Raw genomic sequence first — 26,645 nt, 5'->3', positions numbered from 1 at the left:
ATAAAATCATCACGTTTGATTCCAGCGAGCATAATCATCTCATTCAGTTTTTCATTGTTATTCAGGGATAGCAAAAAATTCTTATTAATATTGCCCTTGCCCGCCTTTTCCCGGTGTTTATGCGAGGACAGTGCGCTTTTTATCTTTCGCAGAAACAACTCTTTTTTCTCTGGTGTATCCAGAATGCAATCATAAAAACCGGTGAGGCATATCTTCCTGTCTTCATCACTAATCGGGGAGAAGTGTCTGGTGATATTATCATGCAGTTTTATTGAGTAACGCCACAGATAATTTATTACATCTGCACTTTCATTAACAAATGGGTCAGATGTATTTTCTTTTCTTTGCCAGTCACCTTTGAAGTTGTTGAGTAATTCTCTTTTTCGGTTGCCTGATTCATTCAGGGAATCAAAATATTCTACCAGAGCTTCGAATCTCCCCCTGTGTTCTGGAAATGCATCACCACGTCTGTAACTATAATGAATAGTTTGATGCCATAACCATAAACAAATCCTTTTGTTATTTTTAATTCAGTCAAATTCTGTTAGTGGTAAAATTTCATCTTTGCAGAAGGACTCCATTCTTTTCACGAACTCGTTTATATCTCTTTCATCTCCCCTAAAGGAAGAATTAAGAACGTTATTAATCCAGTAGCATGTTTCATCAACATTCCCGGATTTATCATTCCAGTTAAAGTCAGTTTTAACCTTTATTTTTGCATTATTAACCTGTTCAATGTAGCGAACATAAAACTGGCATTTTCTGACATCTTTTTCTGAAACATAATCACGATCCATTAGTACTCACCTATTCAAAAAATTCACACCGTGATTTTATCATGAATTCGAGTGATTTTATGGTTGTTTTATCATAAAACTATAGCGCTTTTATCAAGAATTCAGCGTGACTTACTTGAACACCCGAGCTTTATCATCACTGATATGAACCAGTCTCAATGAGTGTAAAAATTGCGATTTAACCACACAGTTTTACGAGTCTGCGGTGGGAGCTTTTCTGCCGTTGGAGCCTGATAAACAGAGGCGTAAAAAGATGGATTGGATACCGTAACCCAAAGTGTGAGGCAGTTAGGATTAAATAAGGTTATTACTGTTATTCTGAATAATATCTGTCCCGCTATGAATATTAACCCTCACAAGCAAACCCATTAAAACCGTCACCAACATCAATCAGATTAAAACTTACGTCCTCCTCACATGTTCATGAAACGACATAATGAGGGATACACCATGAGAGCACACCGTATTACAAATCCTAATCACCCGACAAACCCTGAACTGGAATCTCAGTTACACCATCATGTTGATAATCTCTTCCGAAGATATTCAAAGCTTATTCTGCTGAGAATTGACTTTGCTTATCTGAGTCACTTATCTGAATTCACTCATCAGGATGTTCATGGCCTGTGTGCCGATATGGTTCTACTGGAAACCCGGCTAGTCGATATCAATGGCATTGCCGGTTATACCTGGGTGGCCGAATATGGAACGGATCATCGCTATCATGCTCACTGTGCAGTATTCATTAATGGACAGTTACGTAATAAAGCCTGGCCGATATTCCTTGAGATAGAGAAACAGTGGAAGAGTGTCACTGACAATGAAGGGTACGCCCATCGATGCACACCTCAGCGCCATTATAGAGTCAGGAGTGAAGAGATGACTGAACATGATAACGAATCGGGTGTGAAAGCCATGAAATATATTCTCAGCTATATGGCAAAGACAGAGCAAAAGCCTGATGGAGTTCTCAGCAGATTCAGCTCAATACCCGATAAATCTCGCAGAGGGAGGCCAAGACAGCGTGATTGAAAGACTTTAGTTTCGGTGGGCTGATATCTGTTAAAGAATGATAGTGAGTTTAATAGCATTCTGTATAATACTCTTAATGAGTATAACTGATAAGAACGTGTTAATATATGAGAAATTACCTTCCTGACTATCGTTCAACTGCCAATATCAGACTAAAGAGTGCTCTGTCTGCCCGAACGATAAACATTTTTAAATGATGCAGGGTGGTCTGTTTCCTAAAATACTCAACAGGAAGGAATGCCTCCGCTTATTTTTGAAAGGGCTTCAAAAGCAAATAACTTAATTATACGGATACTTACAAATCAATAAAACAGACTGTATATCTGTTTTCACGCTGATAATTCGCAGCCAATGCTGAATAAAATGATATGAGAGAAGTTTCTACTTATCTAATCCCTGCCATACTCATGCAAAGCATACTTCTCTTCATAATTACAGCCTCATAAACAAGGCAAAAGTTATCTATTTATTTTTGAGGAAATCTATTTTCAAATATTTTTCTGTATAAACGACAGAATCTTTATAATTAACCGCAAGGTTCCCTACGGCAAGCAGCTGAATTTTATTTGTTAGAATCCTGTAGCTACACTAATTATGATTAATGCCTAAATAGCTGCGCCTAATACCGCTACACTTTTGCCTGACCATGTTTTCCTCCGGGGAATGGGCTGGCGGTTTCCATAAAATGGCGGACCTTTTTCAGTAACTGCCACATTGAGCGGCACTGATGATTACGGGTTATCGTGTCATGAAGTGCCTGCCATAGCCGTTCCACATGATTCACCCACGGCGAGTAAACCGGCTGGTAAATTACCCTGAACTTGGGATTTGCTTTCAACCAGCGCTGTGTTTCGCGGCTTTTATGGATAATGTAGTTATCAACGATCAGCGTGATTGTTTTCGCCCGCCGGTAAGTGGCTTTCAGGTGCTTCAGCAGAGCGATAAACAGCGCTGAACTTTTGCTGTTGCCGCCCACGTAGCTGACTTTACCCGTGCCACTGTGCAGTGCGCCGGCCAGATAGTATTTTTCGTTCTGCCCCGGCGTCACTACCCGTTTCTGCTGTCCGCGCAACTGCCAGTCCGCACCGATTTTAGGATTAAGGTGGATATCCACTTCATCTTCATAAAATACCGGATGCTCTGCGCTGCATTCATCCAGCGCTTTGTGGATTACCGCCATCTTTTCATCTTTATGTGGGTCACGGATACGCAGAGTTGGCGCGGCCCTGCGCCATACAAGCCCCGCAGATGGCAGCCAGCGGCGAACGGTTCCTGCATGTAACTGGCAACCGGTTATCTCATTGATTTTTATTGCCAGTAATTCGGTGCTCCAGCGTGAACGTTGATAACCAAAATCGCCGGGAGAATGCTTTATCAGCTCACGTAACAGGGTGCAGATATGTTCAAAAGGCCAGCGTCGGGAGCGCCCTGCGGGTAAGGATTTCAGGCCTTCAATACCTGAGTGCGTAAACCAGTTAATCCAGCGACCAACGGATGAACGGGCACAACAGAGAGTTCTGGCAACATCGCTGACCCGTTCACCCCGATGAAGCATCAGCATGGCCGTGAGTCTGCGGGCATGATTTTTATCACGCGTTTTATGAATAGCTTTCTGCATCAGGCGTCGTTCGCCACGGGGTATTGGTACTATGATCGGCATCGCTCAGTCCGGTTGGTGATTTTGGTTGGTTTGGCGATTGATCAGATCGCACAATCCGGGCTGAGTTCCCTTTCAGTGATCTACTATTCCGCGCAGCTATTTAGGGCACATCTAGTTACCAAGAGCGCCCTTTCAGTAAGTGGGATTACTATCTACCTTATCCTTGCCCAGCATGCAAAATCACATCAGATCCCTCTGCAGAGCAGTATCTGAAGGGGTGCACGTAAATCAATATTTACATAGCTTCGGTAAGTATAGCGCCATCTTGGAAAGAGCGAACCTGGCTATTTCAGGGGAGTAAGAGTTAAGACACCGGTACCTTCTGCGCCCGATACCTGCTCGGCGAGCACCCCACCAGCCGGTTAAAAAATCGGGCGAAATAGGCCGGGTCTTTAAACCCCAGCTGCCAGGCAATCTCGTTTACCGCGCTGTCGGAAAAGACCAGCAGCCGCTTGGCTTCGCGCAGCTGGCGGTCGAAGATCAACCGCTTCGGCGGGCGGTTGGCGAAGCGGCGGCAGATATCGGTCAGGCGCGATTCGGTAAGGTGCAGCGCGCTGGCGTAATCCGGCACCGTCCAGTGCTGGTGGAAGTGGCCGTCGACCATCTGGTTAAAACGCTGGAACAGTTTCAGTTCGCCGCGCATGCCGTTGGCCGCATGATCGTCAAGACTGGCGTTGCGCAGCAGCAGGGTAAACACCGCCTGGGCCAGCAGCACCAGTGTATGCTCCCGCCCGGGAAGCTGGGCGGTGGATTCCCGTTGAATCAACCTCCAGTAGTGAGAAAGCGCCGCCAGCTCATCCGGTTTATCGGCTAATGAAAGGCACATGCCCGGCAGCCCGAAGGTCTCCCGGGTGCCGGGATAGAGCACTTCCAGCAGCGGCCAGATCAGATCTTCATGCACCGTCAGTACGTGTCCGTCGCTGTCTGATTCGGTATAAAACGCGTGCGGCACCGATGGCGGGGTGAGGACAAACAGCGGGGCCTGCACCGAGTAGCGGTGATCGTCCAGCTGCAGCTCGATCTGCCCGGTATCAAGAAAGTGCATCTGAAAATAGCGGTCGTGGCGATGGGCCTGCATATCGCGGCCAAAAAAGGCCGCCATACGCGCAAAGGACTGGTAATGCACATCGTCCGTACCCAGGCTCTCGTCGTACTCTTTGCTGATGTCGATATTGGTAATCGGGCTCTGGCACATAACCGCTCCTCAGTGGATCTTCTGCGTCGCTATGTCTGGCACGCTTGCACGGCTCTCCTGCCGGGACATCGGAATACGCGTCAGCACCAGCGCACCCACGACCAGCAGCCCGGCGACGAACCACAGCCCGGAGCTGAAGCTGCCGGTGGCATCGCGCAGGATGCCAATCAGCAGCGGACTGACGGCGGAGCCGACGTTGCCGATGGCGTTGATCACCGCCAGCGCCACCGCCCGGGACTGCAGGCTAATAACCTGATCTGGCGTGGTCCAGAAGATCGCCATGGCGGTAAACGATCCGGTTGAGGCCATGATGATGCCAAGCAGCTGGATCAGGCTGTGATCGGTGGCCGAGGCCAGCATCCATCCCGCCGCTGCGAAGAGATACGGCAGGATGGTGTGCTTTTTTCGCTCTTTCAGCCTGTCCGAGCGGCGGCTCCACCACAGCATGCCAAGGATGGTACAAAACTGCGGGATCGCCGCCAGCAGGCCAATCACGATATTGCTGCTGCCGGTGTTAAAGCTCTGCAGGATCTGCGGCGTCCAGATGTTGATGGCGCTCAGGGTGTTGGTCAGACAGAAATAGGCAAGCGTGTAGAGCAGCACCGCCGGAGTCAGCACTTCACGTAGCGTCGAGCGCGGCGTAGCGGCATGCGCCACGGCGTTCTCCTGCTCGCGGGCGATCATCGTTTTCAGGGTCTGCTTCTCTTCGTCGTCCAGCCAGGTGGCCTGATCCGGCGTGTCGTTCAGGAAGAACCAGGTCACCACGCCAAGCACCACCGACGGCAGTCCCTCCAGCAGGAACAACCACTGCCAGCCCTTCAGGTTCCACAGCCCGTCCAGCGCCAGAATATAGCCCGAGAGGATCGAGCCGAGCATCATGGTCACCGGCATGGCGATCATAAACAGCGCGTTGGCGCGGGCGCGATGATAGGCGGGGAACCACCAGGTCAGATAGACCAAAATCCCCGGCAGGAAGCCGGCTTCGGCAATGCCCACCAGCATACGCAGAACGTAGAGCGTCTGCGGGCTGGTGGCGAACATGGTGCAGGTCGAGGCGATGCCCCACACCACCATGATCCCGGCGATCCAGCGGCGCGCGCCGATCTTCGCCAGCATGATATTGCTGGGGATCCCGCACAATACATAGGTGACGTAAAACAGCGTGGCGGCCAGGCCAAACATGGTTGAAGTCAGGCCCAGATCTTTCCCCATCGTCAGCCCGGCAAAGCCGATGTTGATGCGATCGAGGAACGAGAAGACGAACAGAATAAAGAGAAACACGATCAAACGACGGAACAGCTTATTAATGACGCGATGTTCAACGGCTTTATTATCTTGCAGGGTAGAGGTCGTCATGGTGCGCTCCAGATCTTACGTTTAGTAGACGGATTTATTGTTATTAACTGACGTAACCGGTTTATCGATAAAGCGTGCCGCCAGCGCCTCGGCGCTACGGGCGAGCAGGGTGGTATCCACGCCGACGGCAACAAACAGCGCCCCGAGTTCGAGGTAGCGACGGGCCAGCTGTTCGTTGGCCATCAGGATGCCGGGGGCTTTACCCGCGGCACGGATCTGCGCGATCGCCTGCTCAATGGCGGCCTGCACCTCCGGGTGCTGGGGGTTACCGGCAAAGCCCATGTCGGCGCTGAGATCCGCCGGGCCGATAAAGACGCCGTCCACCCCGTCCACGTCCAGGATTTGCGGCAGGTTCTTCAGCGCCTCGCGGGTTTCAATTTGCACCAGCACGCACATGGCCTCATTGGCCTGATGCAGGTAATCGGGAATGCGGTTCCAGCGTGACGCTCGCGCCAGCGCGCTGCCGACGCCGCGAATGCCCGCAGGCGGATAACGTGTCGAGCGCACCGCCAGACGCGCTTCGTCCGCATTCTGTACCATCGGCACCAGCAGGGTCTGCGCGCCCACATCCAGCAGCTGTTTGATCTGCACCGGATCGTTCCACGACGGGCGCACCACCGGCTGGCTGGGGTAGGGGGCCACGGCCTGCAACTGGGTCAGGACGGTTTGCACGTTGTTGGGGGCGTGCTCGCCGTCGATCAGTAGCCAGTCGAAGCCTGCTCCGGCCAGCAGTTCGGCGCTGTAGCTGCTGGTCAGCCCCAGCCATAAGCCGATTTGCGGTGTTCCGGCTTTCAGGGCGTCTTTAAAGGCGTTATTCATGCTCTTTCCTTATACAAAGCGGCAGCTGATGGAGCCCATGTTGCCGTAATCGACATGGAAGGTGTCGCCCTTGCTGGCGGTGACCGGGCGGGTGAAGGAGCCGCCGAGGATGATCTGTCCCGGCTCCAGCTGCACGTCATACGGCGCCAGCTTGTTCGCCAGCCAGGCCACGCCGTTGGCCGGGTGGTTGAGCACCCCCGCGGCGACGCCAGTCTCTTCGATCACCCCGTTGCGGTAGAGCAGGGCGGAGATCCAGCGCAGATCCAGCTCGTCCGGGCGGATCGGGCGGCCACCGAGGATCACCCCGGCGTTGGCGGCGTTGTCGGAGATGGTGTCGAACACTTTGCGCGGGCGCTGGGTTTCAGGATCGATGTTGTGGCAGCGGGCGTCGATCAGCTCCAGCGCCGGGATGACGTAATCCGTGGCGTTATAGACGTCGAACATCGTGCAGTTCGGGCCGCGCAGCGGTTTCGCCAGCACGAAGGCCAGCTCCACTTCGATGCGCGGGACGATAAAGCGGTCGGTGGGGATATCGCTGCCGTCGTGGAAAAACATGTCGTCGAGCAGGGCGCCGTAGTCCGGCTCGCTGATCTGCGAGCTGGCCTGCATCGCTTTTGAAGTCAGGCCGATCTTGTGGCCCTTCAGGGTGCGGCCTTCGGCGATTTTCAGGCTCACCCATTCGCGCTGCACGGCGTAGGCGTCTTCAATAGTGATCGCCGGGTAATCCAGCGAGATCGCGCGGATCTGCTCCCGGGTCTGTTCCGCCTGATGCAGGCGATGGGCAATCAGGGTATGGGTCTGTTTGTCGAGCATGGCGGTTTCCTGTGGCATTGCCGGGTGGCGCTACGCTTACCCGGCCTGCGGTTCGGTGCTGCTGTTGCCGAGTGGCGCTTCGCTTACCCGGCCTACGGTTCGGTGCTGCTGTTGCCGGGTGGCGCTTCGCTTACCCGGCCTACGGTTCGGTGCTGCTGTGCCGGGTGGCGCTTCGCTTACCCGACCTACGGTTCGGGGTCGTTGACGTTGTAGGCCCGGTAAGCGAAGCGCCACCGGGCGTGAGGGCGCGCTACTTAAATAAGGCGTGCACATTGTTTTGCTTAAAGTTCAGCGTCGGGTGCAGCTCTTCGATTTCAAACGACAGCGCCAGGTAACGGGCGTCCATCAGCCCGGCGAAATGGTCTTTAATCAGCGCAAACAGCATCTCACCCACCTGCTGACGGCTCTCAAGGCTGCGCCCGGCACCGATTTTCAGCGTCATGTGCACAAAGGCGTAATCGTGCCTGCCGTCGGCCATCTGCCAGGTGTCCACCCAGTGCGCGCGGCTGCGGATCCCGCCGAGGGGGAAGATCCCGGTGGCGGCCAGCGCCTCGTTGACGCGGGCAAACAGGCCCGGCAGGTCGGCCTGCTCGCGGATGTTGTCGGTACATTCGACAATAAAGTGCGGCATGGGGCGTCCTTAAGCGGGCAGAGGGAAGACGGCGTTAACCTGGCCGGTGCCGGAGCTGGGGAACAGCTCGGTGAGAAACTCCACCTTACCGTCGTAGTTGTCCCAGCCGAGCATGCCGAGCAGCATCACCGTGTCGTGCATATTGCCTTCGCCGTAGCAGTAGTCGGCATACTCCGGCAGCATGCTGCAAAACTCCCTGAACTGGCCTTCGCGCCACAGCTTCACCACCCGCTCGTCCATCTGGCGATCGAACTCGCGGGTGTAGCTGTTCATCCCTTCCTCTGCGCGCTGGTCGTCGATAAAGCGGTGCGACAGCGAGCCGCTGGCCAGCACCGCCACGGTGCCGTCATATTTTTCAATGGCGCTGACGATGGCCTCGCCCAGCCTGCGGCTGTCGGCAAAGTCATGCACGGTGCAGAACGCCGAGATGGAGACCACTTTGAAGTGCTTATCGTCATTCATGTAGCGCATCGGCACCAGGGTGCCGTACTCCAGCTTCAGGCTCGGGATGTTGTGCGCTTTGGCGCGCACGCCCATCGCTACCGCTTCGTCGGCAATCAACTGGCCCAGCTCGGGGTTGCCGTCGTAGTCGTAGGTCATGTCGCGGATAAAGTGCGGCATCTCGTTGCTGGTGTAGATGCCTTTAAAATGGTCCGCACAGTTGATGTGGTAGGCGCTGTTTACCAGCCAGTGGGTGTCGAAGACGATGATGGTATCGACCCCCAGCTCGCGGCAGCGTCTGCTGATCTCTTTATGTCCGTCGATAGCCCCCTGACGGCAGCCAAAGTTTTTACCCGGTATCTCAGAGAGATACATCGACGGCACGTGAGTAATTTTTGCGGCCAACGCTAACTTGCCCATCTCATACCCCCCATTTTGGGATCGGATGATCGCCCATGGAGATACAGACGTTTTTCATCTCCGCGAACACCTCAAAGCTGTATTCCCCGCCTTCGCGGCCGGTGCCGGAGGCCTTCACGCCGCCAAACGGCTGGCGCAGATCGCGCACGTTCTGGGTGTTCACAAACACCATGCCCGCTTCGATGTTGCGGGCCAGGCGCAGCACCTTGCTGACGTCCTGGGTCCAGATGTAGGAGGCCAGGCCGTACTCCACGTCGTTCGCCAGCCGCAGCCCTTCGGCTTCATCTTTAAATGGCAGCAGGCAGGCCACCGGGCCGAAGATCTCCTCCTGGGCCACGCGCATGCGGTTGTCGACATCCGCCAGCACTGTCGGACGCAGGAAGTTGCCGCCCTTCAGGTGGGCAGGCAGATCGGCTGGTTTGTCCGGGCCGCCCGCCAGCAGGGTGGCACCTTCTTCAATGCCGAGGCGGATATAGCCGGAGACCTTCTCCCAGTGCTGCTGGCTAATGAGTGCGCCAATCTGGGTGTTCGGATCGGTCGGGTCGCCTACGCGCAGGCGGTTGGCGCGCTCGGCAAAGCGTTTGACGAATTCCGGGTAGATGCTCTGCTGAATGAAAATGCGCGAGCCGGCGGTGCAGCGCTCGCCATTGATCGAGAAGATGGTGAACAGGGCGGCGTCCAGGGCGCGTTCGATATCGGCATCCTCAAAAATCAGCACCGGAGATTTGCCGCCCAGCTCCATCGAGTATTTTTTCAGTCCGGCGGTCTGCATGATGCGGCGTCCGGTGGCGGTGCCGCCGGTGAAGGAGACGGCGCGTACATCGTGATGGCGCACCAGCGCGTCGCCTGCCGTTGCGCCATAGCCCTGCACCACGTTCAGCACGCCTGCCGGAATACCGGCTTCCAGCGCCAGCTCGCCCAGACGGTCGGCGGTCAGCGGGGAGAGTTCAGACATCTTCAGCACCGCGGTATTGCCCAAGGCCAGGCAGGGCGCAACCTTCCAGGTGGCGGTCATGAACGGCACGTTCCACGGTGACACCAGGGCACAAACGCCTACCGGCTGCACCAGGGTGTAGTTGAGCATCTTGTCGTCGACCGGGTAGGTCTTGCCGTTCATCTGCTGGCACACTTCGGCGAAGAACTCGAAGTTGTGCGACGCCCGGGGGATCAGCACGTTTTTAGTCTGGTGGATCGGCAGGCCGGTATCGGCGGTCTCCATCGCCGCGATCTCGGGCACGTTCTGGTCGATGAGATCGCCCAGACGGCGCATCAGGCGCGCGCGCTCTTTCATCGGCAGGTTGGCCCATTTTGGGAACGCCGCTTTCGCCGCCTCTACCGCCTGGTTAATTTCGGCTTCACCGCCCGAGGCCACTTCCGCCAGCACCTCGCCGGTAGCCGGGTTGGTGGTGTGGAAAGTCTCGCTACCCGCCACGTTTTTGCCGTTGATCCAGTGGTTTATCTTTTTCATTACTTTGCCTCCTCGCTGACAATCCGGTTGACCAGACGGCCAACGCCTTCCACTTCCACTACCACTTCATCGCCCGGGCGCACGTCGGCCAGCCCTTTTGGCGTGCCGGTAGCGATCATGTCGCCCGGCTGCAGGGTCATAAACTCACTCAAATACGCGATCAGGAACGGGATGCTGAAGATCAGATCCGCGGTGCTACCCTGCTGACGCAGCTCGCCGTTGATCCAGGTGCGCAGGGTAAGGTTGTGCGGATCGGCAATCGCCGATTTATCGACGATCTGCGGGCCGATGGGCGTCAGGCCGTCGCGGCTTTTCACCCGCAGGTTCGGACGGTAGTAGTTTTCCAGGTAATCGCGGATCGCGTAGTCGTTGCAGACCGTGTAGCCCGCCACGTAGTCCATGGCGTCGGCTTCGGTGACGTTACGCGCGGTTTTGCCGATCACCACCACCAGCTCGGCTTCATAGTGCATGTACTCGACGTTGTCCGGGCGCACGGAAGTCTGGTTGTGCTCGTTAAAGGTGTTCGGCGCTTTGATAAATACCAGCGGCTCGGTGGGCGGTTTAAAGTCCAGCTCGCTGGCGTGATCGGCGTAGTTCAGCCCCAGGGCAAACAGCGTGCCGCTGGTGGAGAGCGGCCAGGCGAAGGTGCGTTCTTTTGCCAGCTCGCGGGCGTTGACCACGCTGTTTTCCAGCGTCGGCAGCCCTTCAGCCAGCACGCGCACGCGGTCGCCCGGGTGCAGGGCCACGCGGGACTGCGGGGTGCCCAGCAGAATGGCGTCGCCCGGATTGAGGGTGGCGAAGGCGCTCAGTTCGCTCAACAGGGTGGTGGCGTTGCGCTGCAGATCGGCAGTGCTCCAGCGATCCACTTCCTGGCCGTTGATCTCGGTGACGATCGTCAGGTTATCGACGTTATTAATCGACGCGCTTTCACCCACGGGGCAGAACCCGTCCCGGCATTTGGCTTTGATCGCCGGGCGGTAGAAGCTCTCCTCCGGCAGGCTTACCTCGTTCGCCAGCGCGTACCCCGCAATGTAGTCGGCGGCTTCTTCCGGTCTGATTTTGCTCGCGGTTTTACCAATAATCAGCGCGACCGTCGCGCCGCTCAGCACCTGTTCGCCTTCGGGATGCGGGATGGCATCGCCGGAGCGGATCAGGGTATTGCGCGGTTTGATAAACCAGACGGCGGTTTTCGGCGGCGTGTTGTAAGGGGGCTGGTTAAATGCGTCGCGCCAGGCGTCGAGCTGGCTGCGGTGATTGAGTGCCACCGCGAAAACAGTACCTTTCATTCCTTTCTCCTCAGGCCCGGTTAACGGGTTTTGAGTTCATTAATATGTTAATGATTAGGTTTTAGCCCCTCGCTGTGCATTTGGCAAACAGAAGTAAATAATTTGTGATATCAATAACAATAAATTTACATGTGTTTTAGTTTTATTTTATAAATCATCGACATAATATTTTTATGTGATATCTGTTAGACTTTTTGTCCGCGCCGCAGGTGCCGGAAAGCCGCATGAGGCATTGATTGTTTCGTTATTAATGATGTTGAGGTGGGAGCGCCATGCACGATTCGTTAACTATCGCACTACTCCAGGCGCGGGAAACCGCGATGACTTTTTTTCGCCCGATTATCAAGCAGCACAATCTGACGGAGCAGCAGTGGCGGATCGTACGCGTGCTGGCGGAACACCCGTCGATGGATTTTCACGATCTGGCTTTTCGCACCTGCATTCTGCGTCCGAGCCTGACCGGCATCCTCACGCGCATGGAGCGCGACGGGCTGGTGCTGCGCTTAAAGCCGCTCAACGACCAGCGCAAGCTGTACGTCTCCCTGACGCAGACCGGGCAGAAGCTGTATGAAAACGCGCAGGCGCAGGTGGAAGAGGTTTACCGGCAACTCGAGGCGCAATATTCGCCAGAGAAGATGCAACAGCTGACCGCGCTGCTGCGGGAGTTTATTGCACTGGGCGATCGGCAGAATGCCAGACAGGAAGATGAGTAGGGACGTTCGCTCATCAGCACGATTTCCGTAAAGTTTTCGCTTCCCAGGCCGAAAATTCTGTACCTGTCTGGTGGAATGAGAAATCATGTTAAATCGTATCAAGATTTTTACCAGCTTATTGCTGGTTTTGGTTATTTTTGGCCTTTTACAACTCACATCCGGTGGTCTTTTCTTTAATGCCTTAAAGCATGACAAAGAAAACTTCACCGTCCTGCAAACCATTCGTCAGCAACAATCCACGCTTAACAGCAGCTGGGTCGCGTTGCTGCAAACCCGTAATACCCTGAACCGCGCGGGTATCCGCTACATGATGGATCAGAACAACATCGGTAGCGGTGCGACCGTAAACGATCTGATGCAGATTGCTTCTGCTTCCCTGAAGCAGGCGGAAAAAAGCTGGGCGGAATACGAAGCCCTGCCGCGTGACCCGCGTCAGAGCGAAGGCGCCGCGCTGGAAATCAAACGTAACTACGACATCTATCACGGTGCGCTGGCCGAGCTGATCCAGCTCCTGGGCGCAGGCAAGATTAACGAGTTCTTCGATCAGCCTACCCAGAGCTACCAGGACGGTTTTGAGAAGCAGTACGTTAACTATTTGCAGCAGAACGATCATCTGTACCAGACTGCCGTCGATGACAGCAACAGCTCCTACAGCCAGGCCATCTGGATCCTGCTCAGCGTGCTGATCCTGGTGCTGGTGGTGATCGTTGCCGTCTGGGGTGGCATCCGTCACGCCCTGATCGTGCCGCTGAACCGCCTGACCGACAGCATTCGCCATATCGCCAGCGGCGACCTGGTGAAGCGCATCGAGGTGGAAGGCTCTAACGAGATGGGTCAGCTGGCCGATACGCTGCGTCATATGCAGGCTGAACTGATGCGTACCGTGGGCGACGTGCGTAATGGCGCCAATGCCATTTACAGCGGTGCGAGCGAAATCTCCATGGGCAACAACGATCTCTCCTCCCGTACCGAGCAGCAGGCCGCTTCCCTGGAAGAGACCGCTGCCAGCATGGAAGAGCTGACCGCTACCGTGAAGCAGAACGCCGAGAACGCCCGTCAGGCTAGCCATCTGGCGCTGAGCGCGTCCGAAACCGCGCAGAAAGGCGGTAAAGTGGTGGATAACGTGGTGCAGACCATGCTTGACATCGCCGGCAGTTCGCAGAAGATTGCCGACATCATCAGCGTGATCGACGGTATTGCTTTCCAGACCAACATCCTGGCGCTGAACGCCGCGGTTGAAGCGGCGCGTGCCGGTGAGCAGGGTCGTGGTTTTGCGGTGGTGGCCGGTGAAGTGCGTAACCTGGCGCAGCGCAGCGCCCAGGCAGCCCGCGAGATCAAGAGCCTGATTGAAGACTCCGTGGGTCGCGTTGAGCTGGGTTCTACCCTGGTTGAGAGCGCCGGTGAAACCATGGGCGAGATCGTCAGTGCGGTAACCCGCGTGACCGACATCATGGGCGAAATCGCCTCTGCTTCTGACGAGCAGAGCCGCGGTATCGACCAGGTGGGTCTGGCGGTCGCCGAGATGGATCGCGTGACGCAGCAGAACGCCTCGCTGGTGCAGGAATCTGCGGCGGCGGCGGCGGCACTGGAAGAGCAGGCGAGCCGCCTGACTCAGGCGGTAGCGGTGTTCCGTATTCAGCAGGAGCAGCAGAAAGCCCGCGCGCACGCGGCGGTAAAAACCGTCGCAACGCCGTTAACGACGCGTAAAGCGGCCGTTTCCGACAGCGGTGATAACTGGGAAACCTTCTGATGTAAAAAAGCGCCCTGTTCAGGCAGGGCGCTTTTAGTTGCCGGGTGGCGGCTTCGCCTTACCCGGCCAACAAGACCGTAGGCCCGCGCAAGCGCAGCGCCGCCGGGCAATGCTCGTTACCCTTCGGCGTTCACCACTTTGATCTCCACCATGCCGATCCCCAGCTGGCGCGGAGAGTGACCCAGGATATTCCCCTCGTTGGTAGATTCCGGTGCCGGAGGCACAATCACCAGCGTATTGCTGCGCGACGGGTTGTCGAAATGCAGCGTGGTAGTGGTGACCTCATTACCGAGGGTCAGGGTTTGCTCTTTATCGCCTATCCGCACCGGAATAGGTTTATTGGCGTTTGGCCCCCAGGCTTTGGCGGTGATCACCAGGTCGAATTTCGTCGGCAGCGGCTGGTTGTATTCGATTTTCACCTCATTCCCCAGCTGGGCGTTAGACCAGCGTCCCCAGGATTCCGGGCGGGAAATGCCGCTGAACTGCTTCACCTCTTCCGGCGCACCGGCGACGTTAAAGATGAAGCTATCAGCTTTGTAGCGAATATCGTTATCGGACACTCTCAGCGTATCAACGTTATGCTGATACCGGTCAGTATTGATGACGGTATCTTTAAAGGCCGTTTTGCCCTTCCAATGCGCTTTATCGACACGCTGCACGGTTTGCTCGCCACCCAGCTGGCCCTGAGAAACACACCAGTCGGTGGAGAGCGCCAGCGGCGGCGACCACAGTTGACCCATCTTGTAGCAGCGATCGACCCAGACGAAGTTATCCCGCGGGGCGAAGTCGGCCAGCTGGTAGCGCAGCGGGGCGGAGTATTCGCTTTCCGGCATCGGTTCGACGCGCTTATCGGAGACGCGCAGCAACAGCGGCAGACGGAAGTGGCTCCCTGAGAACGCCATCATGCTTTTCTGACTGTCGATGGTGAAATCTTTCAGCTCTCTCGGGAAATTCCACAGGCGGATAACGTCCGGTTTCCACGCCAGCATTTTGTCCTTCATGTTGATGAATACCTCTGACAGCGACTGCCCGGAGAGGCTGCTGCGGCCGAGGCCGATAAAGTTATCCCCGCCGAGAATATCCAGCACCGTTGCGCCGTTATCCATAGTGTTGCGCTTAACGGCCATGACCTCCTGCTGAGGTTTGTCGCCACGCAGGATAAAGAACAGGTTGCTGCGATCCTGCTTGTTGAGCGCATCCCAGGCGGTGTTCTTCATCGCCAGATGATCGGAAGAGACCACAATGACCGTATTTTTAAAGTACGGCGAGGCTTTGATTTTTTCGATCAGCGCCGCGATATGCTCCTGGCTACAGCCCACCGCGCTGAACGACTGATTCGGTTTACCGTCAATCGCGTAGCTCTTGCGCTGGCAGGTGCGGGAGATAAAGCCATCCGGGTGGTGGGTATCTACCGTCAGGGCAAACAGCGAGAAGCGTTTACCGGACTGCGACAGCTCCTCGAATTTTTTCCAGGTTTCATCCAGCACCGTGTCGTCGTAGAAGCCCCAGTCGTTGCGGTATGCCGGGTCCGCGACGGTGGTTTTTAACTCCTCTGCGCCGTACAGGTGGTCAAAGCCGTGGGACTGCAGGAAGACGTCTTTCCCGGCGAAGCGCAGGTTGGCACCCTGCATGAAATAGTTCTCGTATCCGGAATTTTTCAGGATATCGCCAAGGCAGATATTCTTCGGGAAGAAGCTGGAGACCGAGGCCGAGGCGTTGCCTTCAAAGGGCGCGAACAGCGGGATGCCGCACTGAGACGCGACCATCCCGGCGATGGTGTAATCGGTGCCCGGTAGCTGTGCGGTGTGGCTGAAATCGATCCCTTCGTTCTTAATGGCACCCAGTTCCGGGGCGAGGTCCGGGAAGGCATTATTATCGAAATAGGTGCGCTCAAGACTTTCGCCATAGATATAGACGAGGTTGAGTTTCGGGTTGGGGATCGTTTTGCCCGGCTCTTTGTAATACGCCGCAAAGTCGGGATCGCCGTCGCGCGACTGCGATTTCACCAGCTCGGTGATCTGATGGAACGCCGGGCTGGCATCCACCGAGGCGAGCGCCAGCACCAGCGCCAGCAGGCTGTAGCCGAGGTGATGCGGATGATGACGGCGGCGGCGCAGGATCCAGCCCAGCAGGGCAAACACGCCCACCAGCGCAACCACCACGCCAACACCCGGAAGTATGTACTTACTAACCCCAGCGCCGGTCAGACTGTTGGTCAGGGTATAGAGGACGGCATCGTTAATACCATCCCCGGTAAAATAGTCGCTGGCGTAGAGAGTAATGTTTAAAACGACAAAAAGCCCCAGCACCAGAAGGGTGACGGCAAACCACCAGGTATTACGGCCCGCCTTGCGGGAATAAATCACCACCGAGGCGATAAACAGGGCAACAGAAATAAACTCTGACAACAACTTATCCTCAATAAGGGCAGTCGCTGGTTAGCGGACTAACTGTATAATTTTTGGGTTATACAATGTAATGGCGATGCCATTTAGCTGCAATTGTAGTGTCACGGAATTGTGCTGTTGTTAGGATTTGGTTTAGAAAACGCAATGTTTGACGGGCGTCGCTTTATGCAGAAGGTATAAAGGCCGCGACTCTCGTCGCGGCGCAGGGGGATCAGGAGATAAAGCTGAGTCCCTGTTTCAGGACAAAATCACAGGCCTGGGCTTTGACCTTTTTCGCCAGCGGCGTGTTGCCGATGGTTTCCAGATTAAGCTGCTCGCCGTTATTCGCATTCAGCAGACCCTGGATCCCTTCCAGATAGTTGGTGTCCTGCTGCTGCTCTTGCGGGGTTTCCAGCCCCAGTTTCCCTAATACCTGATTTTTAATATTGGTGGCATCGGTCATCGAGGCCAGCTTCTCTTTGGCGCAGTATTCAAGGATCCCGGCCGCGTTATTCATGTTGCTGGCGCTGAGCGACTCGGTGCCGCTGTTGAGCAGTCCGGTCAGCGAGGAGAGGGAGAGGCCGCCGTTCTGGGATGTGGTGGTACTGGTGCTGTTGTTGCCCGCGCTAAGCTGGCTGGCGGCGCTGTTGAGCGTATCCTGCCAGGAGGAGGCCGCCTGTGCCGCGCCGGTGACCAGCAGGGCGCTTAAGGCTGCGCTGAGAAGAAAATGTGTTTTCATAAAGGCTACTCTGTCGATGGCCCGCCGGGGCGGAATGGCTGGCAGTATAAACCCCCGCGGCACCCGACTTCCCGGGAAAATATCCTAATACTCTTTACCGGTAACGCGGTCGCGGTAGCTTTCCCAGTTAAAGTTTACCCATAAGCTGTTGCCGAGACGCATTCGATCCATGACGCGTTCACCCAGGAGACGGGTCATCTCGTCCATTTTATGGTTAGTCAGCATGCCGGTCGGGCGTTTGGAGGAGGAGCGACGATCGACGATCTGGTTAATAATCACCTTCTCGTAGCGCGATTCCGTCTGGACACCAATTTCATCAATGACCAACAGGTCAACGTTACTCAGATCGTTAAGCAGCTGTTCTTCGCTGGTGTCACGGTTGGCGAAAGTATCTTTCATGGCGGACATAATATCCGCCACGGTAATGATAAGTACCGATTTACCACGCAGCAGCAGCTCGTTGCAGATGGCGGCGGCAAGATGGTTTTTACCAGTTCCAGGTTTGCCTGAGAAGATGAAACTGGCGATGCTTTCGTCAAATGCCTCCACATACTGGCGGGCTTTCTGCAGGGCTGTCATTTGCCCTTCGTTCTCAACCCTGTAGTTATCAAACGAGCAGTTCTGATGCAGGGGACGGATGCCGGATCGGTTAAAGGTGCGCTGCATTTTCATGGCGCGGTTTTCACGGGTCAACGCTTCAGAACGTAGTTTTCCCTGCTCCTTTTGCCAAGCCAGTAACTCTTCGCCCGTCGTAAAAGTGGGTTTGATATTGGCTGGCATCATTTTTTGCAGCCGTTTCATTAAATCACCGACGTTTTTCATATCACCCTCTGAATCCCGGTGGGATCTGATTATCCGGTTCGGAAATGGCGTTAATATCGCGTTTTTGTGGCCCGCCGCTACTGGCCCGGTTGATCTGCACGCTACGCGCAAGCTTTTGCTGCCACTGGATATGATGGAAGACCTTCCCTTCCGCCTGCCAGTAAGCGGTGAAGGCGGCCAGCTCTTCTGGGGCAACAGGCTGGGTGAGGGCGATGCCCCACAGCGCTGCCTGGCGTTGAAAATCGGGGTCGGGCTGCCAGCCGTTATACATGGCGAATTTGCCCATCGGCACCGCAACCGGCGCGCTGGTGGGTTCGTCGAAGAATTGCGTATCCAGAGTGACATCGTTGGTCGGGCGCGACAGGCGCGCTTCCAGCTCCAGCAGCTGGGCCAGACGCTGGGGCGTGATCGCATAAAAAGCCGGTGTGTTATCGGCAAAAACGGCGACAGTACCGCCTTCAGCATTGGCCAGCACGCCGCGGGGATCGTGCATAAAGGCATCAATGCCAGTGACGCTGGTGGTCAGGATTCTGGAGGACATAATACTTCTCTACTGGATTACTGCGGACGTGATATGGGCTTATGGTAGCACAGAGAGGAGGGGGCAGGCAGGGGTCTGACAACCGCTCTCTGCCCCCCTGAAAAATCAGGAGATAATGTTCAGCGTCACATCAATATTGTTGCGGGTGGCGTTGGAGTACGGGCAGACAATATGCGCCGCATCGACCAGCTTTTTCGCCTCGGCGGCGTCCATCCCCGGCAGGTGGATATTCAGTTTCGCTTCAATACCAAACCCGGTTGGCAGCGGACCGATCCCCACCTCCCCTTCGATAAAGGCATCCTGCGGCAGGGTGATTTTGTCGCGGTTAGCCACAAATTTCATCGCGCCGAGGAAACAGGCTGAATAGCCTGCGGCAAAGAGCTGTTCCGGGTTGGTCACTTCACCGCCCGCGCCGCCCATCTCTTTGGGGACACCCAGTTTGACATCCAGAACGCCATCGGACGATGTCGCGCGGCCATCACGGCCCCCGGTGGCTTTGGCTTTGGCGGTATAGACAACTTTATCTAAAGACATGGCAGGTTCCTTATTTCAGGGTTGTGTGCAAGCTATGGACAGGTATAACGCAAGGCAACCTGAACCGCCATCTTTCGGTAGTGCTGACGCTGGGCCAGCTCATCGGCCCCGTCCTCAAACAGCAGGGTGAAGGTGTAGCTGTTGGCCACATAGTGAAAGCTGAAGCTGCTGATCAGGCGGTGCAAATCGCGGGCGTTCACCGTCTGGTTAAACAGCTGCTTCGCTTTGCCACGCTCAAGGATCGTTTCCAGCAGATCCAGCGCGCTGCGATTCACCTGGCGCAGTAGCGCCGACTGCTGCATAAACCGCCCGCGCTGCATGTTCTCCATGCAGATAATACGGATGTAGTCCGGGTGGTCAGCATGATAATCAAAGGTGGTTTCGACCAGATGTACCAGGGCTTCAACCGGCGGCAGCGCATCCAGACTGAGCTGCTTTTCACTGGCGCGGATCTGGGTGTAAACATACTCCAGCACCAGCAAATAGAGGTTTTCTTTGGTTTTAAAGTGATACACCACCATGCGTTTGGTGGTGCCTGCCTTCTCGGCAATCTGCTCCATGCGCGCGCCGTTCAGTCCGTACTCGGCAAACAGCGAGAGGGCGCTGAGAAAAATTTTATCTTTCAGGCGGGATCCGTCGCTGTTTTCTGCGTGTTCGCTGTCAGGGGTAGACACATCCGTTCCTTACTTAGCCACATGAGGACAGAGGATTATCGCCATGCCAGCGGGATAACACAACTCTCAGACCCGGGGGCGCTTGCGGTAGAGCCAGAGCCCGGGGATCGACAGCCCGATGGAGAGCGCGCCGACAATCGACGAGGCTTTCAGGAAGTTGGTTAACAGCATGATCATCTGCGCTTCGCTGTAGCCAAAATGGCTGATTTTTACCGCCGAAATCATCGCGGTATAGGCCGAAATGCCCGGAAACATCGGAATGACCGCGGCGACGGTAAAGACCTTGGGGTGGGCCAGATACCAGCGCGACCACTGGATCCCGATGCTGCCGACCAGCATTGAGGCCATAAAGGTCGACCATTCGATATTCAGCCCGGCGGTCATCATCGCCATGCGCGAGCCATGCCCTATCGCCCCCAACAGTGCACACCACGGCAGCGCGCGGCGGGGGACGTTAAACACCATGGCAAACCCCACTGCCGGGATGGCCGACAGCATCATGTCCTGGGCCAGCGCCCACAGAAAATCGATCACGCCCATCCGCGGAGCCCCCATAAGGTCATGGCCATCACCACCCCGATACAGGTGGCGAGCGTCAGTAAACTGGCAATCGCCCAGCGCGCCAGGCCGGTATTGATGTGCCCTTTAAACATATCGGCCACGGCATTAATCAGCGGAAATCCCGGCACCAGCAGCAGCACGCTGGCGGCCATGGCGATGGTCGGCGTGCTGGTGAAGGCGGGTATCCGCAGCAACAAACCGGAAACCGTTGTCGCGACAAAGGCGGTAATGCAGAAATTAATTTGCGGGTGCAAATGCCGGTGCGTCAGTAGCTGGCGTACATACATGGCGAGGAAGCTGGCGATAAAGGTAATAAAGGCGCCGTCCCAGCCGCCATTATTGAGTTTGCAGAAGCAGGCGCAGGAGAGACCGACCATCAGCACGACCAGCCAGCGCGGATAGCGTAGCGGCTTGATTTGGCTGAAGCGTTTTTCGATCCCCTGCGCATCCAGCAGCTTATGTTCCGCCATAATGACGATGTGCTGCACTTCGGTCACCACGTGCATGTTGATCCCGCGATCGTGGTTTTTGCGCGTTGAGGTCAGACACTGGCCCGCTTTAATGGTGGTCAGCACGATGGCATTGGATGAGATTGAACTCTCCACGCTGTCCATGCCCAGCGCCAGCCCCAGACGGGTGGAGAGCTCCTCGACCAGGGCGCTTTCTGCGCCGTGCTGCAATAAAAAAAGGCCGCACTGAATACACAGTCGCGTGGCGGCGCGTTGTGATGATTGATCTGCCTGCATCTGTTGCCCTGAGGAGAGAGTGACGATTGGATGATCCTGATGTCTACTTTTAGCACACAACCCGGTGTCGCTTGCTCTGGGTCAGATCAAGGTTTAAGCAGATTCGTGCTCGCTGTATTAGTGAAAAACAGCCTCAATAATTATTAATCTCTATGCTTTTTATATTAATATATTGGTGATGCTGCCAACTTACTGATTTAGTGTATGATGGTGTTTTTGAGGTGCTCCAGTGGCTTCTGTTTCTATCAGCTGTCCCTCCTGTTCAGCTACTGACGGGGTGGTGCGTAACGGCAAAAGCACTGCCGGACATCAGCGCTATCTCTGCTCTCACTGCCGTAAAACATGGCAACTGCAGTTCACTTACACCGCTTCTCAACCCGGTACGCACCAGAAAATCATTGATATGGCCATGAATGGCGTTGGATGCCGGGCAACCGCCCGCATTATGGGCGTTGGCCTCAACACGATTTTTCCGCCATTTAAAAAAACTCAGGCCGCAGTCGGTAACCTCGCGCATACAGCCGGGCAGTGACGTCATCGTCTGCGCGGAAATGGACGAACAGTGGGGATACGTCGGGGCTAAATCGCGCCAGCGCTGGCTGTTTTACGCGTATGACAGGCTCCGGAAGACGGTTGTTGCGCACGTATTCGGTGAACGCACTATGGCGACGCTGGGGCGTCTTATGAGCCTGCTGTCACCCTTTGACGTGGTGATATGGATGACGGATGGCTGGCCGCTGTATGAATCCCGCCTGAAGGGAAAGCTGCACGTAATCAGCAAGCGATATACGCAGCGAATTGAGCGGCATAACCTGAATCTGAGGCAGCACCTGGCACGGCTGGGACGGAAGTCGCTGTCGTTCTCAAAATCGGTGGAGCTGCATGACAAAGTCATCGGGCATTATCTGAACATAAAACACTATCAATAAGTTGGAGTCATTACCAGCCCCCTGAAACACCAGACAGTAGCTGTATCTCCAGATAAGAGATAGGCTTGAATATATGTCTAACACTAACGCCAATTTTGAGATGACCGGGATCCTGTTAGGACAAGAAGTCCGTAAACGTAAAACTCCTCAGGAGAAGATCGCCATTATCCAGCAGACGATGGAGCCGGGCATGAATGTCTCCCATGTCGCCCGCCTGCATGGCATCCAGCCCAGCCTGCTGTTTAAGTGGAAGAAGCAATATCAGGAAGGCAGCCTCACCGCCGTTGCGGCCGGAGAAGAAGTTGTTCCAGCTTCTGAGCTTACTGCTGCTCTGAAGCAGGTCCGGGAGCTTCAGCGCCTGCTGGGCAAGAAGACGATGGAAGTTGAGATCCTGAAAGAAGCCGTGGAGTACGCTCAGTCGCGAAAATGGATAGCGCACGCGCCCTTGTTGCCAAAGGACGGGGAATAGCCCTGGTCAGCCGCACCATGGGCGTGTCGCGTGCGCAGCTGTCACTGCGAATTAACCGTTCTGCCGACTGGCAGGACAGGCGCTGTAACCGGCGTGATGACGAAGCAGACGCTGAAATACTGTCAGAGATCCTCGATATCATCAGCGATATGCCCAGTTACGGCTATCGCCGTGTGTGGGGCATCCTGCGTACGCAACGTCGTACAGAGGGACTGCCCCCGTGAACGCCAAACGGCTTTACCGGCTTATGAGCGAGCATAATCTGCTGTTACTGCATGACAAACCAGAGCGGTCGAAGCGTGAACATAAGGGCAAAATCGCGGTGGCAGAAAGCGATATGCGCTGGTGTTCAGATGGCTTCGAGTTCGGCTGCGACAACGGTGAGAAGCTGCGGGTCACGTTCGCGCTGGACTGCTGCGACAGAGAAGCCATAGACTGGGCAGCGAGCACAGGAGGCTACGACAGTTCGACGGTGCAGGATGTGATGCTGAGGTCGGTGGAAAAGCGCTTCGGCGACGGGCTGCCGACCACACCGGTTCAATGGCTGACGGATAACGGTTCAGCATATACCGCGCATGAAACGCGGAGGTTCGCCAGAGAGCTGAATCTGGAGCCGTGTACAACAGCGGTGAGCAGCCCGCAGAGCAATGGCATGGCCGAACGGTTCGTGAAGACGATGAAGGAAGACTATATCGCGTTCATGGCAAAACCAGATGTGAGAACAGCCCTGCGAAACCTTGCAGCAGCGTTCACACATTACAATGAAAACCACCCGCACAGCGCGCTGGGATATCACTCCCCGAGGGAATATCGGCGGCAGCGGACATCGTTAACTTAAGATACAAAAGCTGTCCGGAGATGGCGGGTCAAGATCACGCAAAAAAATAGCGCGATGAGACGACTCTCCTTAACCAGTAATGCCGAAATGTATGCGTGGATTAATAGCACCAAGGGAATGAAAGAGCTGAGTTTATTCTCAGCCTATGGAGAGCAAGACGAATGGAAAAGAGCGCTACAAAAAGACATATCGCTATCGTCGAAAAGTGCATGATGAGTGCTATGGGGTTGAAGCATCTTTTTGCCAACCCATCACTTAATGGCTACGAAATACATCTGTTTAGTAACATCGCCAGTTTTCAGTCCACACTTAATTTTGTCCCGTATTCATCGCTGATTTATTCACTCTCTGATGAGCGAGAAGAGCGGCGCAACTGTCTGGTGTGTCTCAAGGAGGTGGCTGCCACCCACGGTATGATTCAGCGAATTGTACTGGCCTCAGACGCGCGAGAAGCGAGCCTGATGAATCAGCTTTCCCCTTCACGTCTGCACGGGATCGTTCTCAAATCCGATCCGCTGGCCGCTCTACAGGAGCAGCTGGGTAAATTGTTGAATGAGACCCGACGGGTGAATGACAGCATAAGCAATCACTGGAACATTCATCGCGGACGGTTGCTAAGCCCGACCGAACGCGCCATTTTGCAATTTATGTCGTGTGGCTTTTCCATCCAGGAAATTGCCACCCGACTGGAACGCAACATCAAAACTATTCGTGCGCATAAATTTAATGCCATGATGAAACTTGGCGTGCACTCCGACGTGGGGTTACTGGATGCGGCCGATATTCTGACGCATTTCCCGGTACCGGATCACCGGACACCACGCTTCCTCTCTGCACTTCAGTCCTGATCCAGGATCTCCCGCCCGCGCCAGACCTGGATCTGGCTCGGATTTTACTGACAGACGTCCACCCAGGTTGCTTTAGTGAGCTCGGCCATTCTCTGTGGGGAGATGCGCACCGCGCTGTGAATGGCACCTGCGGCGGGCAGGACTTCGGCATACTCCCTGAGCGAAACATCGCAGTAGATCGCCAGCGGATTTTCCAGCCCGAAAGGGCATACGCCGCCAACGGGATGTCCGGTAATCGTCACCACTTCATCGCTGCTCAGCATGCGGGCTTTCGCCCCAAACGTCTGCTTCAGCTTTTTGTTATCCAGGCGCGCGTCACCTTTGGCAACAACCAGAATCACCTCATCTTTAATTTTCAGCGACAGCGTTTTCGCTATCTGACCCGGCGCGACATTATGCGCCTCGGCAGCCAGCGCAACGGTAGCGGTACTTTGACCCAGCTCGATGACTTCAACGTCAGGGGCATGGTCAGCAAAAAACTGGCGCACAGACTGCAAACTCATTGTTTCCTCCAGAAAAATACTCTGCGTAATCTGTCATAAGAAATTATGCTCTGTAAATATTCCCTAAGTAACAAAACTCCAACATCAGCGATTTCTGGATCCTCTTCACATTCACGGAAACCGGTTACAGTAACCGGTTGCAGACCGTGAAGCAGAGATTAATACTGATTACGTCATTTCCCCTGTATCCAATAATAAGAGTCGATTATGAAACCTATCCGTTTGAGCAGTACCGCTGGTATACGAACCAGCAAGGTGGTGAAAGTGGTATATGGAACACCGTGCGGCGTAATCGCGCCCGAAACGATCGTCTGACAGGAGAGCCGTTATGTCTGCCAACCATGCTGCGTTTAACCTGATATTCCGCTTTGTTGAAAACTATGTCAGCCCCATTGCCGGACGCATCTCTTCCCAGCGTCACGTGATGGCGATCCGCGACGGTTTTATCTCCGCCATGCCGTTTATGATCGTCGGCTCGTTCTTATTAGTTTTTGCCTACCCGCCATTTTCACCGGACACCACCTGGGGCTTTGCCCGCGCCTGGCTGGATATGGCGAAACAGTTTGAAGGCCAGATCCTGACCCCCTTCGATATGACGATGGGGGTGATGTCACTCTATATATGTGCTGCTATCGCCTACAACCTCGGCAAACACTACGTTAAGTCGCACCAGCTCGATCCCTTCATGTGCGCCATGCTGTCGCTGATGGCCTTCCTGCTGATTGCTGCGCCAAAAACCAAAGGTGCATTGCCGGTAGACAGCCTCGGTGGGACGGGGATCTTCACCGCCATTCTGGTGGCGATCTATTGTGTGGAGATGATGCGTTTTCTGAAGGCGCACAATATCGGTATCCGCCTGCCCGATCAGGTGCCGCCGATGATCAAAAACTCCTTCGATCTGCTGATTCCGGTGCTGGTAGTGGTGTTAACCCTTTATCCGCTGAGCCTCTTCATCCAGTCTGAGTTTGGCATGCTGATCCCGCAGGCGATTATGGCCATCTTTAAGCCGCTGGTCTCCGCAGCGGACTCCCTGCCGGCGATCCTGCTGGCGGTGCTGATTGGTCATCTGCTGTGGTTTGCAGGCATTCACGGGGCGGCGATTGTCTCCGGGATGCTGCAGATGTTCTGGCTGACTAACCTCGGGATGAACCAGACCGCGCTGGCGCAGAGCGCGCCGCTGCCGCACATCTTTATGGAGGCGTTCTGGACCTTCTTCATTGTGATTGGCGGCTCCGGAGCAACAATGGGGCTGGTGTTCTGCTACCTGCGCAGCCGCTCGGCGCACCTGCGTTCGATTGGCCGTCTGAGCGTGGTGCCGAGTATTTTCAACATTAACGAGCCGGTGATCTTTGGTACGCCGATCGTGATGAACCCGGTGTTCTTCATTCCGTTCCTGCTGGCTCCGATGGTGAATGCGGTGCTGGCGTGGGCCGCGATGAAGCTGGATCTGATTGGCCGCGTGATCTCCGTGGTGCCGTGGACGGCGCCTGCACCGGTGGGTGCGGCATGGGCGTTGGGCTGGGATTTCCGTGCGGCGGTACTGGTGGTACTGTTAGCCCTGGTCTCCGCCATCATCTACTACCCGTTCTTTAAAGTGTACGAGAAGCAGCTGCTGGCGCAGGAGGCTGAAGAGGCCCAGCGTGCCGAAGAGGAAAGTCAGCAGGTGGCGTAAT

Annotated in this window: 26 protein-coding genes and 2 pseudogenes; 9 read left to right on the top strand and 19 right to left on the bottom strand. The window is 55.4% G+C overall.

The features are described from left to right. Positions 1 to 530 precede the first annotated feature (530 nt). On the bottom strand, positions 531 to 797 hold the full coding sequence (locus LRS40_RS03935) for a hypothetical protein (protein ID WP_231313130.1): 267 nt from the start codon (positions 795 to 797) through the stop codon (positions 531 to 533). Positions 798 to 1,247: 450 nt separating this feature from the next. On the opposite strand from LRS40_RS03935, the gene LRS40_RS03930 reads away from it, so the two are divergent. Further along, positions 1,248 to 1,829 carry an inovirus-type Gp2 protein gene (locus tag LRS40_RS03930; protein WP_231313129.1) on the top strand — a complete coding sequence of 194 codons (582 nt, stop codon included), beginning with the start codon at positions 1,248 to 1,250 and terminating at the stop codon, positions 1,827 to 1,829. Between the two features lie 628 nt (positions 1,830 to 2,457). On the opposite strand, the gene LRS40_RS03925 is transcribed toward LRS40_RS03930, so the two are convergent. The 5 genes from LRS40_RS03925 to hpaH all read right to left on the bottom strand — a co-directional run bounded on the left by LRS40_RS03925 (position 2,458) and on the right by hpaH (position 7,672). Continuing rightward, positions 2,458 to 3,489, bottom strand: a complete 1,032-nt coding sequence (locus LRS40_RS03925) for an IS630-like element ISEc33 family transposase (protein ID WP_001395480.1) — start codon at positions 3,487 to 3,489, stop codon at positions 2,458 to 2,460. A gap of 304 nt (positions 3,490 to 3,793) precedes the next feature. Next, on the bottom strand, positions 3,794 to 4,684 hold the full coding sequence (gene hpaA / locus LRS40_RS03920) for a 4-hydroxyphenylacetate catabolism regulatory protein HpaA (RefSeq protein WP_231313128.1): 891 nt from the start codon (positions 4,682 to 4,684) through the stop codon (positions 3,794 to 3,796). A gap of 9 nt (positions 4,685 to 4,693) precedes the next feature. After that, positions 4,694 to 6,040: a 4-hydroxyphenylacetate permease gene (hpaX, locus tag LRS40_RS03915; RefSeq protein ID WP_231313127.1), complete on the bottom strand. Its 1,347-nt coding sequence runs from the start codon at positions 6,038 to 6,040 to the stop codon at positions 4,694 to 4,696. A 21-nt stretch (positions 6,041 to 6,061) separates the two neighbouring features. After that, complete coding sequence (hpaI, locus tag LRS40_RS03910) at positions 6,062 to 6,859, bottom strand: 4-hydroxy-2-oxoheptanedioate aldolase (RefSeq protein ID WP_231313126.1); 798 nt, start codon at positions 6,857 to 6,859, stop codon at positions 6,062 to 6,064. Positions 6,860 to 6,868: 9 nt separating this feature from the next. After that, positions 6,869 to 7,672, bottom strand: a complete 804-nt coding sequence (gene hpaH, locus LRS40_RS03905; RefSeq protein ID WP_159340101.1) for a 2-oxo-hept-4-ene-1,7-dioate hydratase — start codon at positions 7,670 to 7,672, stop codon at positions 6,869 to 6,871. Here hpaH and LRS40_RS03900 point away from each other — a divergent pair. Continuing rightward, a complete protein-coding gene (locus LRS40_RS03900; RefSeq protein WP_231313125.1) occupies positions 7,652 to 7,885 on the top strand; it encodes a hypothetical protein in 234 nt (77 codons plus the stop codon). The genes hpaH and LRS40_RS03900 overlap by 21 nt on opposite strands. A 37-nt stretch (positions 7,886 to 7,922) precedes the next feature. Here the strand turns inward: LRS40_RS03900 and LRS40_RS03895 are convergent, their stop codons facing one another. Genes LRS40_RS03895 through hpaG form a run of 4 tightly spaced genes read right to left on the bottom strand, consistent with a single transcriptional unit; the run spans position 7,923 to position 11,918 of the window. Further along, positions 7,923 to 8,303, bottom strand: coding sequence for a 5-carboxymethyl-2-hydroxymuconate Delta-isomerase (locus tag LRS40_RS03895; protein WP_231313124.1), 381 nt, complete (start codon positions 8,301 to 8,303; stop codon positions 7,923 to 7,925). Between the two features lie 9 nt (positions 8,304 to 8,312). Further along, positions 8,313 to 9,164 (bottom strand): 3,4-dihydroxyphenylacetate 2,3-dioxygenase, encoded by an 852-nt coding sequence (hpaD, locus tag LRS40_RS03890; RefSeq protein WP_231313123.1) that lies wholly within the window; start codon positions 9,162 to 9,164, stop codon positions 8,313 to 8,315. Position 9,165: 1 nt separating this feature from the next. After that, on the bottom strand, positions 9,166 to 10,632 hold the full coding sequence (hpaE, locus tag LRS40_RS03885; protein ID WP_231313122.1) for a 5-carboxymethyl-2-hydroxymuconate semialdehyde dehydrogenase: 1,467 nt from the start codon (positions 10,630 to 10,632) through the stop codon (positions 9,166 to 9,168). Then, positions 10,632 to 11,918: a 4-hydroxyphenylacetate degradation bifunctional isomerase/decarboxylase gene (gene hpaG, locus LRS40_RS03880; RefSeq protein ID WP_231313121.1), complete on the bottom strand. Its 1,287-nt coding sequence runs from the start codon at positions 11,916 to 11,918 to the stop codon at positions 10,632 to 10,634. Before hpaG ends, hpaE begins: the two co-directional genes overlap by 1 nt. Before the next feature lie 272 nt (positions 11,919 to 12,190). Between hpaG and hpaR the strand changes: the two genes are divergently transcribed. Both hpaR and tsr read left to right on the top strand, forming a co-directional pair. Then, entirely contained in the window at positions 12,191 to 12,631 is a 441-nt protein-coding gene (gene hpaR, locus LRS40_RS03875) for a homoprotocatechuate degradation operon regulator HpaR (RefSeq protein ID WP_231313120.1), read from the top strand. Positions 12,632 to 12,716: 85 nt separating this feature from the next. Next, positions 12,717 to 14,381, top strand: coding sequence for a methyl-accepting chemotaxis protein (gene tsr, locus LRS40_RS03870; protein ID WP_231313119.1), 1,665 nt, complete (start codon positions 12,717 to 12,719; stop codon positions 14,379 to 14,381). A gap of 116 nt (positions 14,382 to 14,497) precedes the next feature. Here the strand turns inward: tsr and opgB are convergent, their stop codons facing one another. The 8 genes from opgB to LRS40_RS03830 all read right to left on the bottom strand — a co-directional run bounded on the left by opgB (position 14,498) and on the right by LRS40_RS03830 (position 21,385). Then, positions 14,498 to 16,789 carry a phosphatidylglycerol--membrane-oligosaccharide glycerophosphotransferase gene (gene opgB, locus LRS40_RS03865; RefSeq protein WP_231313118.1) on the bottom strand — a complete coding sequence of 764 codons (2,292 nt, stop codon included), beginning with the start codon at positions 16,787 to 16,789 and terminating at the stop codon, positions 14,498 to 14,500. A 211-nt stretch (positions 16,790 to 17,000) separates the two neighbouring features. Next, complete coding sequence (locus LRS40_RS03860; RefSeq protein WP_156262862.1) at positions 17,001 to 17,507, bottom strand: DUF2501 domain-containing protein; 507 nt, start codon at positions 17,505 to 17,507, stop codon at positions 17,001 to 17,003. An 84-nt stretch (positions 17,508 to 17,591) separates the two neighbouring features. Next, positions 17,592 to 18,329, bottom strand: a complete 738-nt coding sequence (gene dnaC / locus LRS40_RS03855) for a DNA replication protein DnaC (RefSeq protein ID WP_156262863.1) — start codon at positions 18,327 to 18,329, stop codon at positions 17,592 to 17,594. A 1-nt stretch (position 18,330) separates the two neighbouring features. After that, a complete protein-coding gene (gene dnaT, locus LRS40_RS03850) occupies positions 18,331 to 18,870 on the bottom strand; it encodes a primosomal protein DnaT (RefSeq protein WP_231313117.1) in 540 nt (179 codons plus the stop codon). A gap of 105 nt (positions 18,871 to 18,975) precedes the next feature. Next, positions 18,976 to 19,404: an organic hydroperoxide resistance protein gene (locus LRS40_RS03845; protein WP_142488135.1), complete on the bottom strand. Its 429-nt coding sequence runs from the start codon at positions 19,402 to 19,404 to the stop codon at positions 18,976 to 18,978. Between the two features lie 32 nt (positions 19,405 to 19,436). Further along, positions 19,437 to 20,078: a TetR family transcriptional regulator gene (locus LRS40_RS03840; RefSeq protein WP_142488136.1), complete on the bottom strand. Its 642-nt coding sequence runs from the start codon at positions 20,076 to 20,078 to the stop codon at positions 19,437 to 19,439. A gap of 66 nt (positions 20,079 to 20,144) precedes the next feature. Beyond that, positions 20,145 to 20,618 carry a threonine/serine exporter gene (locus LRS40_RS03835; protein ID WP_156262865.1) on the bottom strand — a complete coding sequence of 158 codons (474 nt, stop codon included), beginning with the start codon at positions 20,616 to 20,618 and terminating at the stop codon, positions 20,145 to 20,147. Beyond that, positions 20,609 to 21,385: a threonine/serine exporter ThrE family protein gene (locus tag LRS40_RS03830; RefSeq protein WP_142488138.1), complete on the bottom strand. Its 777-nt coding sequence runs from the start codon at positions 21,383 to 21,385 to the stop codon at positions 20,609 to 20,611. Before LRS40_RS03830 ends, LRS40_RS03835 begins: the two co-directional genes overlap by 10 nt. Before the next feature lie 229 nt (positions 21,386 to 21,614). On the opposite strand from LRS40_RS03830, the gene LRS40_RS03825 reads away from it, so the two are divergent. The 4 genes and pseudogenes from LRS40_RS03825 to bglJ all read left to right on the top strand — a co-directional run bounded on the left by LRS40_RS03825 (position 21,615) and on the right by bglJ (position 24,469). After that, positions 21,615 to 22,314 (top strand): IS1-like element IS1B family transposase gene (locus LRS40_RS03825; protein ID WP_001390281.1). Its coding sequence is split into 2 segments (ribosomal slippage): positions 21,615 to 21,854 and positions 21,856 to 22,314, totalling 699 coding nucleotides; the frame shifts between segments, so codons are not numbered across the junction. Between the two features lie 100 nt (positions 22,315 to 22,414). Further along, positions 22,415 to 23,621 (top strand): annotated as a pseudogene (locus tag LRS40_RS03820) (IS3 family transposase). Between the two features lie 39 nt (positions 23,622 to 23,660). Continuing rightward, positions 23,661 to 23,834, top strand: a pseudogene (locus tag LRS40_RS03815) (DNA-binding response regulator); the annotation flags it as partial. Beyond that, a complete protein-coding gene (bglJ, locus tag LRS40_RS03810) occupies positions 23,834 to 24,469 on the top strand; it encodes a DNA-binding transcriptional activator BglJ (protein ID WP_142490054.1) in 636 nt (211 codons plus the stop codon). The pseudogene LRS40_RS03815 and the gene bglJ, both read left to right, overlap by 1 nt. Before the next feature lie 44 nt (positions 24,470 to 24,513). Here bglJ and LRS40_RS03805 read toward each other — a convergent pair whose 3' ends face one another. Further along, the gene (locus LRS40_RS03805; RefSeq protein WP_142488139.1) at positions 24,514 to 24,972 is read right to left on the bottom strand and encodes a YbaK/EbsC family protein; all 459 of its coding nucleotides are present in this window, start codon (positions 24,970 to 24,972) and stop codon (positions 24,514 to 24,516) included. 328 nt (positions 24,973 to 25,300) lie between these two features. Between LRS40_RS03805 and LRS40_RS03800 the strand changes: the two genes are divergently transcribed. Then, positions 25,301 to 26,644, top strand: a complete 1,344-nt coding sequence (locus LRS40_RS03800) for a PTS sugar transporter subunit IIC (protein WP_142488140.1) — start codon at positions 25,301 to 25,303, stop codon at positions 26,642 to 26,644. Position 26,645 lies beyond the last annotated feature (1 nt).

The sequence above is a fragment of the Leclercia sp. G3L genome (assembly GCF_021117075.1).
Lineage (GTDB): Bacteria > Pseudomonadota > Gammaproteobacteria > Enterobacterales > Enterobacteriaceae > Enterobacter > Enterobacter adecarboxylatus_C.
Note: the sequence above shows the minus strand (reverse complement) of the source record. Positions and strands in the feature narration are given on the sequence as shown.

What these genes read in the sequence shown, in the direction of transcription:
- LRS40_RS03860 (WP_156262862.1), bottom strand. Translation starts at nt 17,507, where the DNA reads ATGAAAACACATTTTCTTCTCAGCGCAGCCTTAAGCGCCCTGCTGGTC.
- hpaI (WP_231313126.1), bottom strand. Translation starts at nt 6,859, where the DNA reads ATGAATAACGCCTTTAAAGACGCCCTGAAAGCCGGAACACCGCAAATC.
- LRS40_RS03805 (WP_142488139.1), bottom strand. Translation starts at nt 24,972, where the DNA reads ATGAGTTTGCAGTCTGTGCGCCAGTTTTTTGCTGACCATGCCCCTGAC.
- hpaR (WP_231313120.1), top strand. Translation starts at nt 12,191, where the DNA reads ATGCACGATTCGTTAACTATCGCACTACTCCAGGCGCGGGAAACCGCG.
- hpaE (WP_231313122.1), bottom strand. Translation starts at nt 10,632, where the DNA reads ATGAAAAAGATAAACCACTGGATCAACGGCAAAAACGTGGCGGGTAGC.
- LRS40_RS03930 (WP_231313129.1), top strand. Translation starts at nt 1,248, where the DNA reads ATGAGAGCACACCGTATTACAAATCCTAATCACCCGACAAACCCTGAA.
- bglJ (WP_142490054.1), top strand. Translation starts at nt 23,834, where the DNA reads ATGAGTGCTATGGGGTTGAAGCATCTTTTTGCCAACCCATCACTTAAT.
- LRS40_RS03895 (WP_231313124.1), bottom strand. Translation starts at nt 8,303, where the DNA reads ATGCCGCACTTTATTGTCGAATGTACCGACAACATCCGCGAGCAGGCC.
- hpaA (WP_231313128.1), bottom strand. Translation starts at nt 4,684, where the DNA reads ATGTGCCAGAGCCCGATTACCAATATCGACATCAGCAAAGAGTACGAC.
- LRS40_RS03800 (WP_142488140.1), top strand. Translation starts at nt 25,301, where the DNA reads ATGTCTGCCAACCATGCTGCGTTTAACCTGATATTCCGCTTTGTTGAA.
- tsr (WP_231313119.1), top strand. Translation starts at nt 12,717, where the DNA reads ATGTTAAATCGTATCAAGATTTTTACCAGCTTATTGCTGGTTTTGGTT.
- dnaC (WP_156262863.1), bottom strand. Translation starts at nt 18,329, where the DNA reads ATGAAAAACGTCGGTGATTTAATGAAACGGCTGCAAAAAATGATGCCA.
- LRS40_RS03925 (WP_001395480.1), bottom strand. Translation starts at nt 3,489, where the DNA reads ATGCCGATCATAGTACCAATACCCCGTGGCGAACGACGCCTGATGCAG.
- hpaG (WP_231313121.1), bottom strand. Translation starts at nt 11,918, where the DNA reads ATGAAAGGTACTGTTTTCGCGGTGGCACTCAATCACCGCAGCCAGCTC.
- dnaT (WP_231313117.1), bottom strand. Translation starts at nt 18,870, where the DNA reads ATGTCCTCCAGAATCCTGACCACCAGCGTCACTGGCATTGATGCCTTT.
- LRS40_RS03830 (WP_142488138.1), bottom strand. Translation starts at nt 21,385, where the DNA reads ATGCAGGCAGATCAATCATCACAACGCGCCGCCACGCGACTGTGTATT.
- hpaH (WP_159340101.1), bottom strand. Translation starts at nt 7,672, where the DNA reads ATGCTCGACAAACAGACCCATACCCTGATTGCCCATCGCCTGCATCAG.
- LRS40_RS03900 (WP_231313125.1), top strand. Translation starts at nt 7,652, where the DNA reads ATGGGTCTGTTTGTCGAGCATGGCGGTTTCCTGTGGCATTGCCGGGTG.
- hpaX (WP_231313127.1), bottom strand. Translation starts at nt 6,040, where the DNA reads ATGACGACCTCTACCCTGCAAGATAATAAAGCCGTTGAACATCGCGTC.
- LRS40_RS03845 (WP_142488135.1), bottom strand. Translation starts at nt 19,404, where the DNA reads ATGTCTTTAGATAAAGTTGTCTATACCGCCAAAGCCAAAGCCACCGGG.
- hpaD (WP_231313123.1), bottom strand. Translation starts at nt 9,164, where the DNA reads ATGGGCAAGTTAGCGTTGGCCGCAAAAATTACTCACGTGCCGTCGATG.
- LRS40_RS03835 (WP_156262865.1), bottom strand. Translation starts at nt 20,618, where the DNA reads ATGGGCGTGATCGATTTTCTGTGGGCGCTGGCCCAGGACATGATGCTG.
- LRS40_RS03935 (WP_231313130.1), bottom strand. Translation starts at nt 797, where the DNA reads ATGGATCGTGATTATGTTTCAGAAAAAGATGTCAGAAAATGCCAGTTT.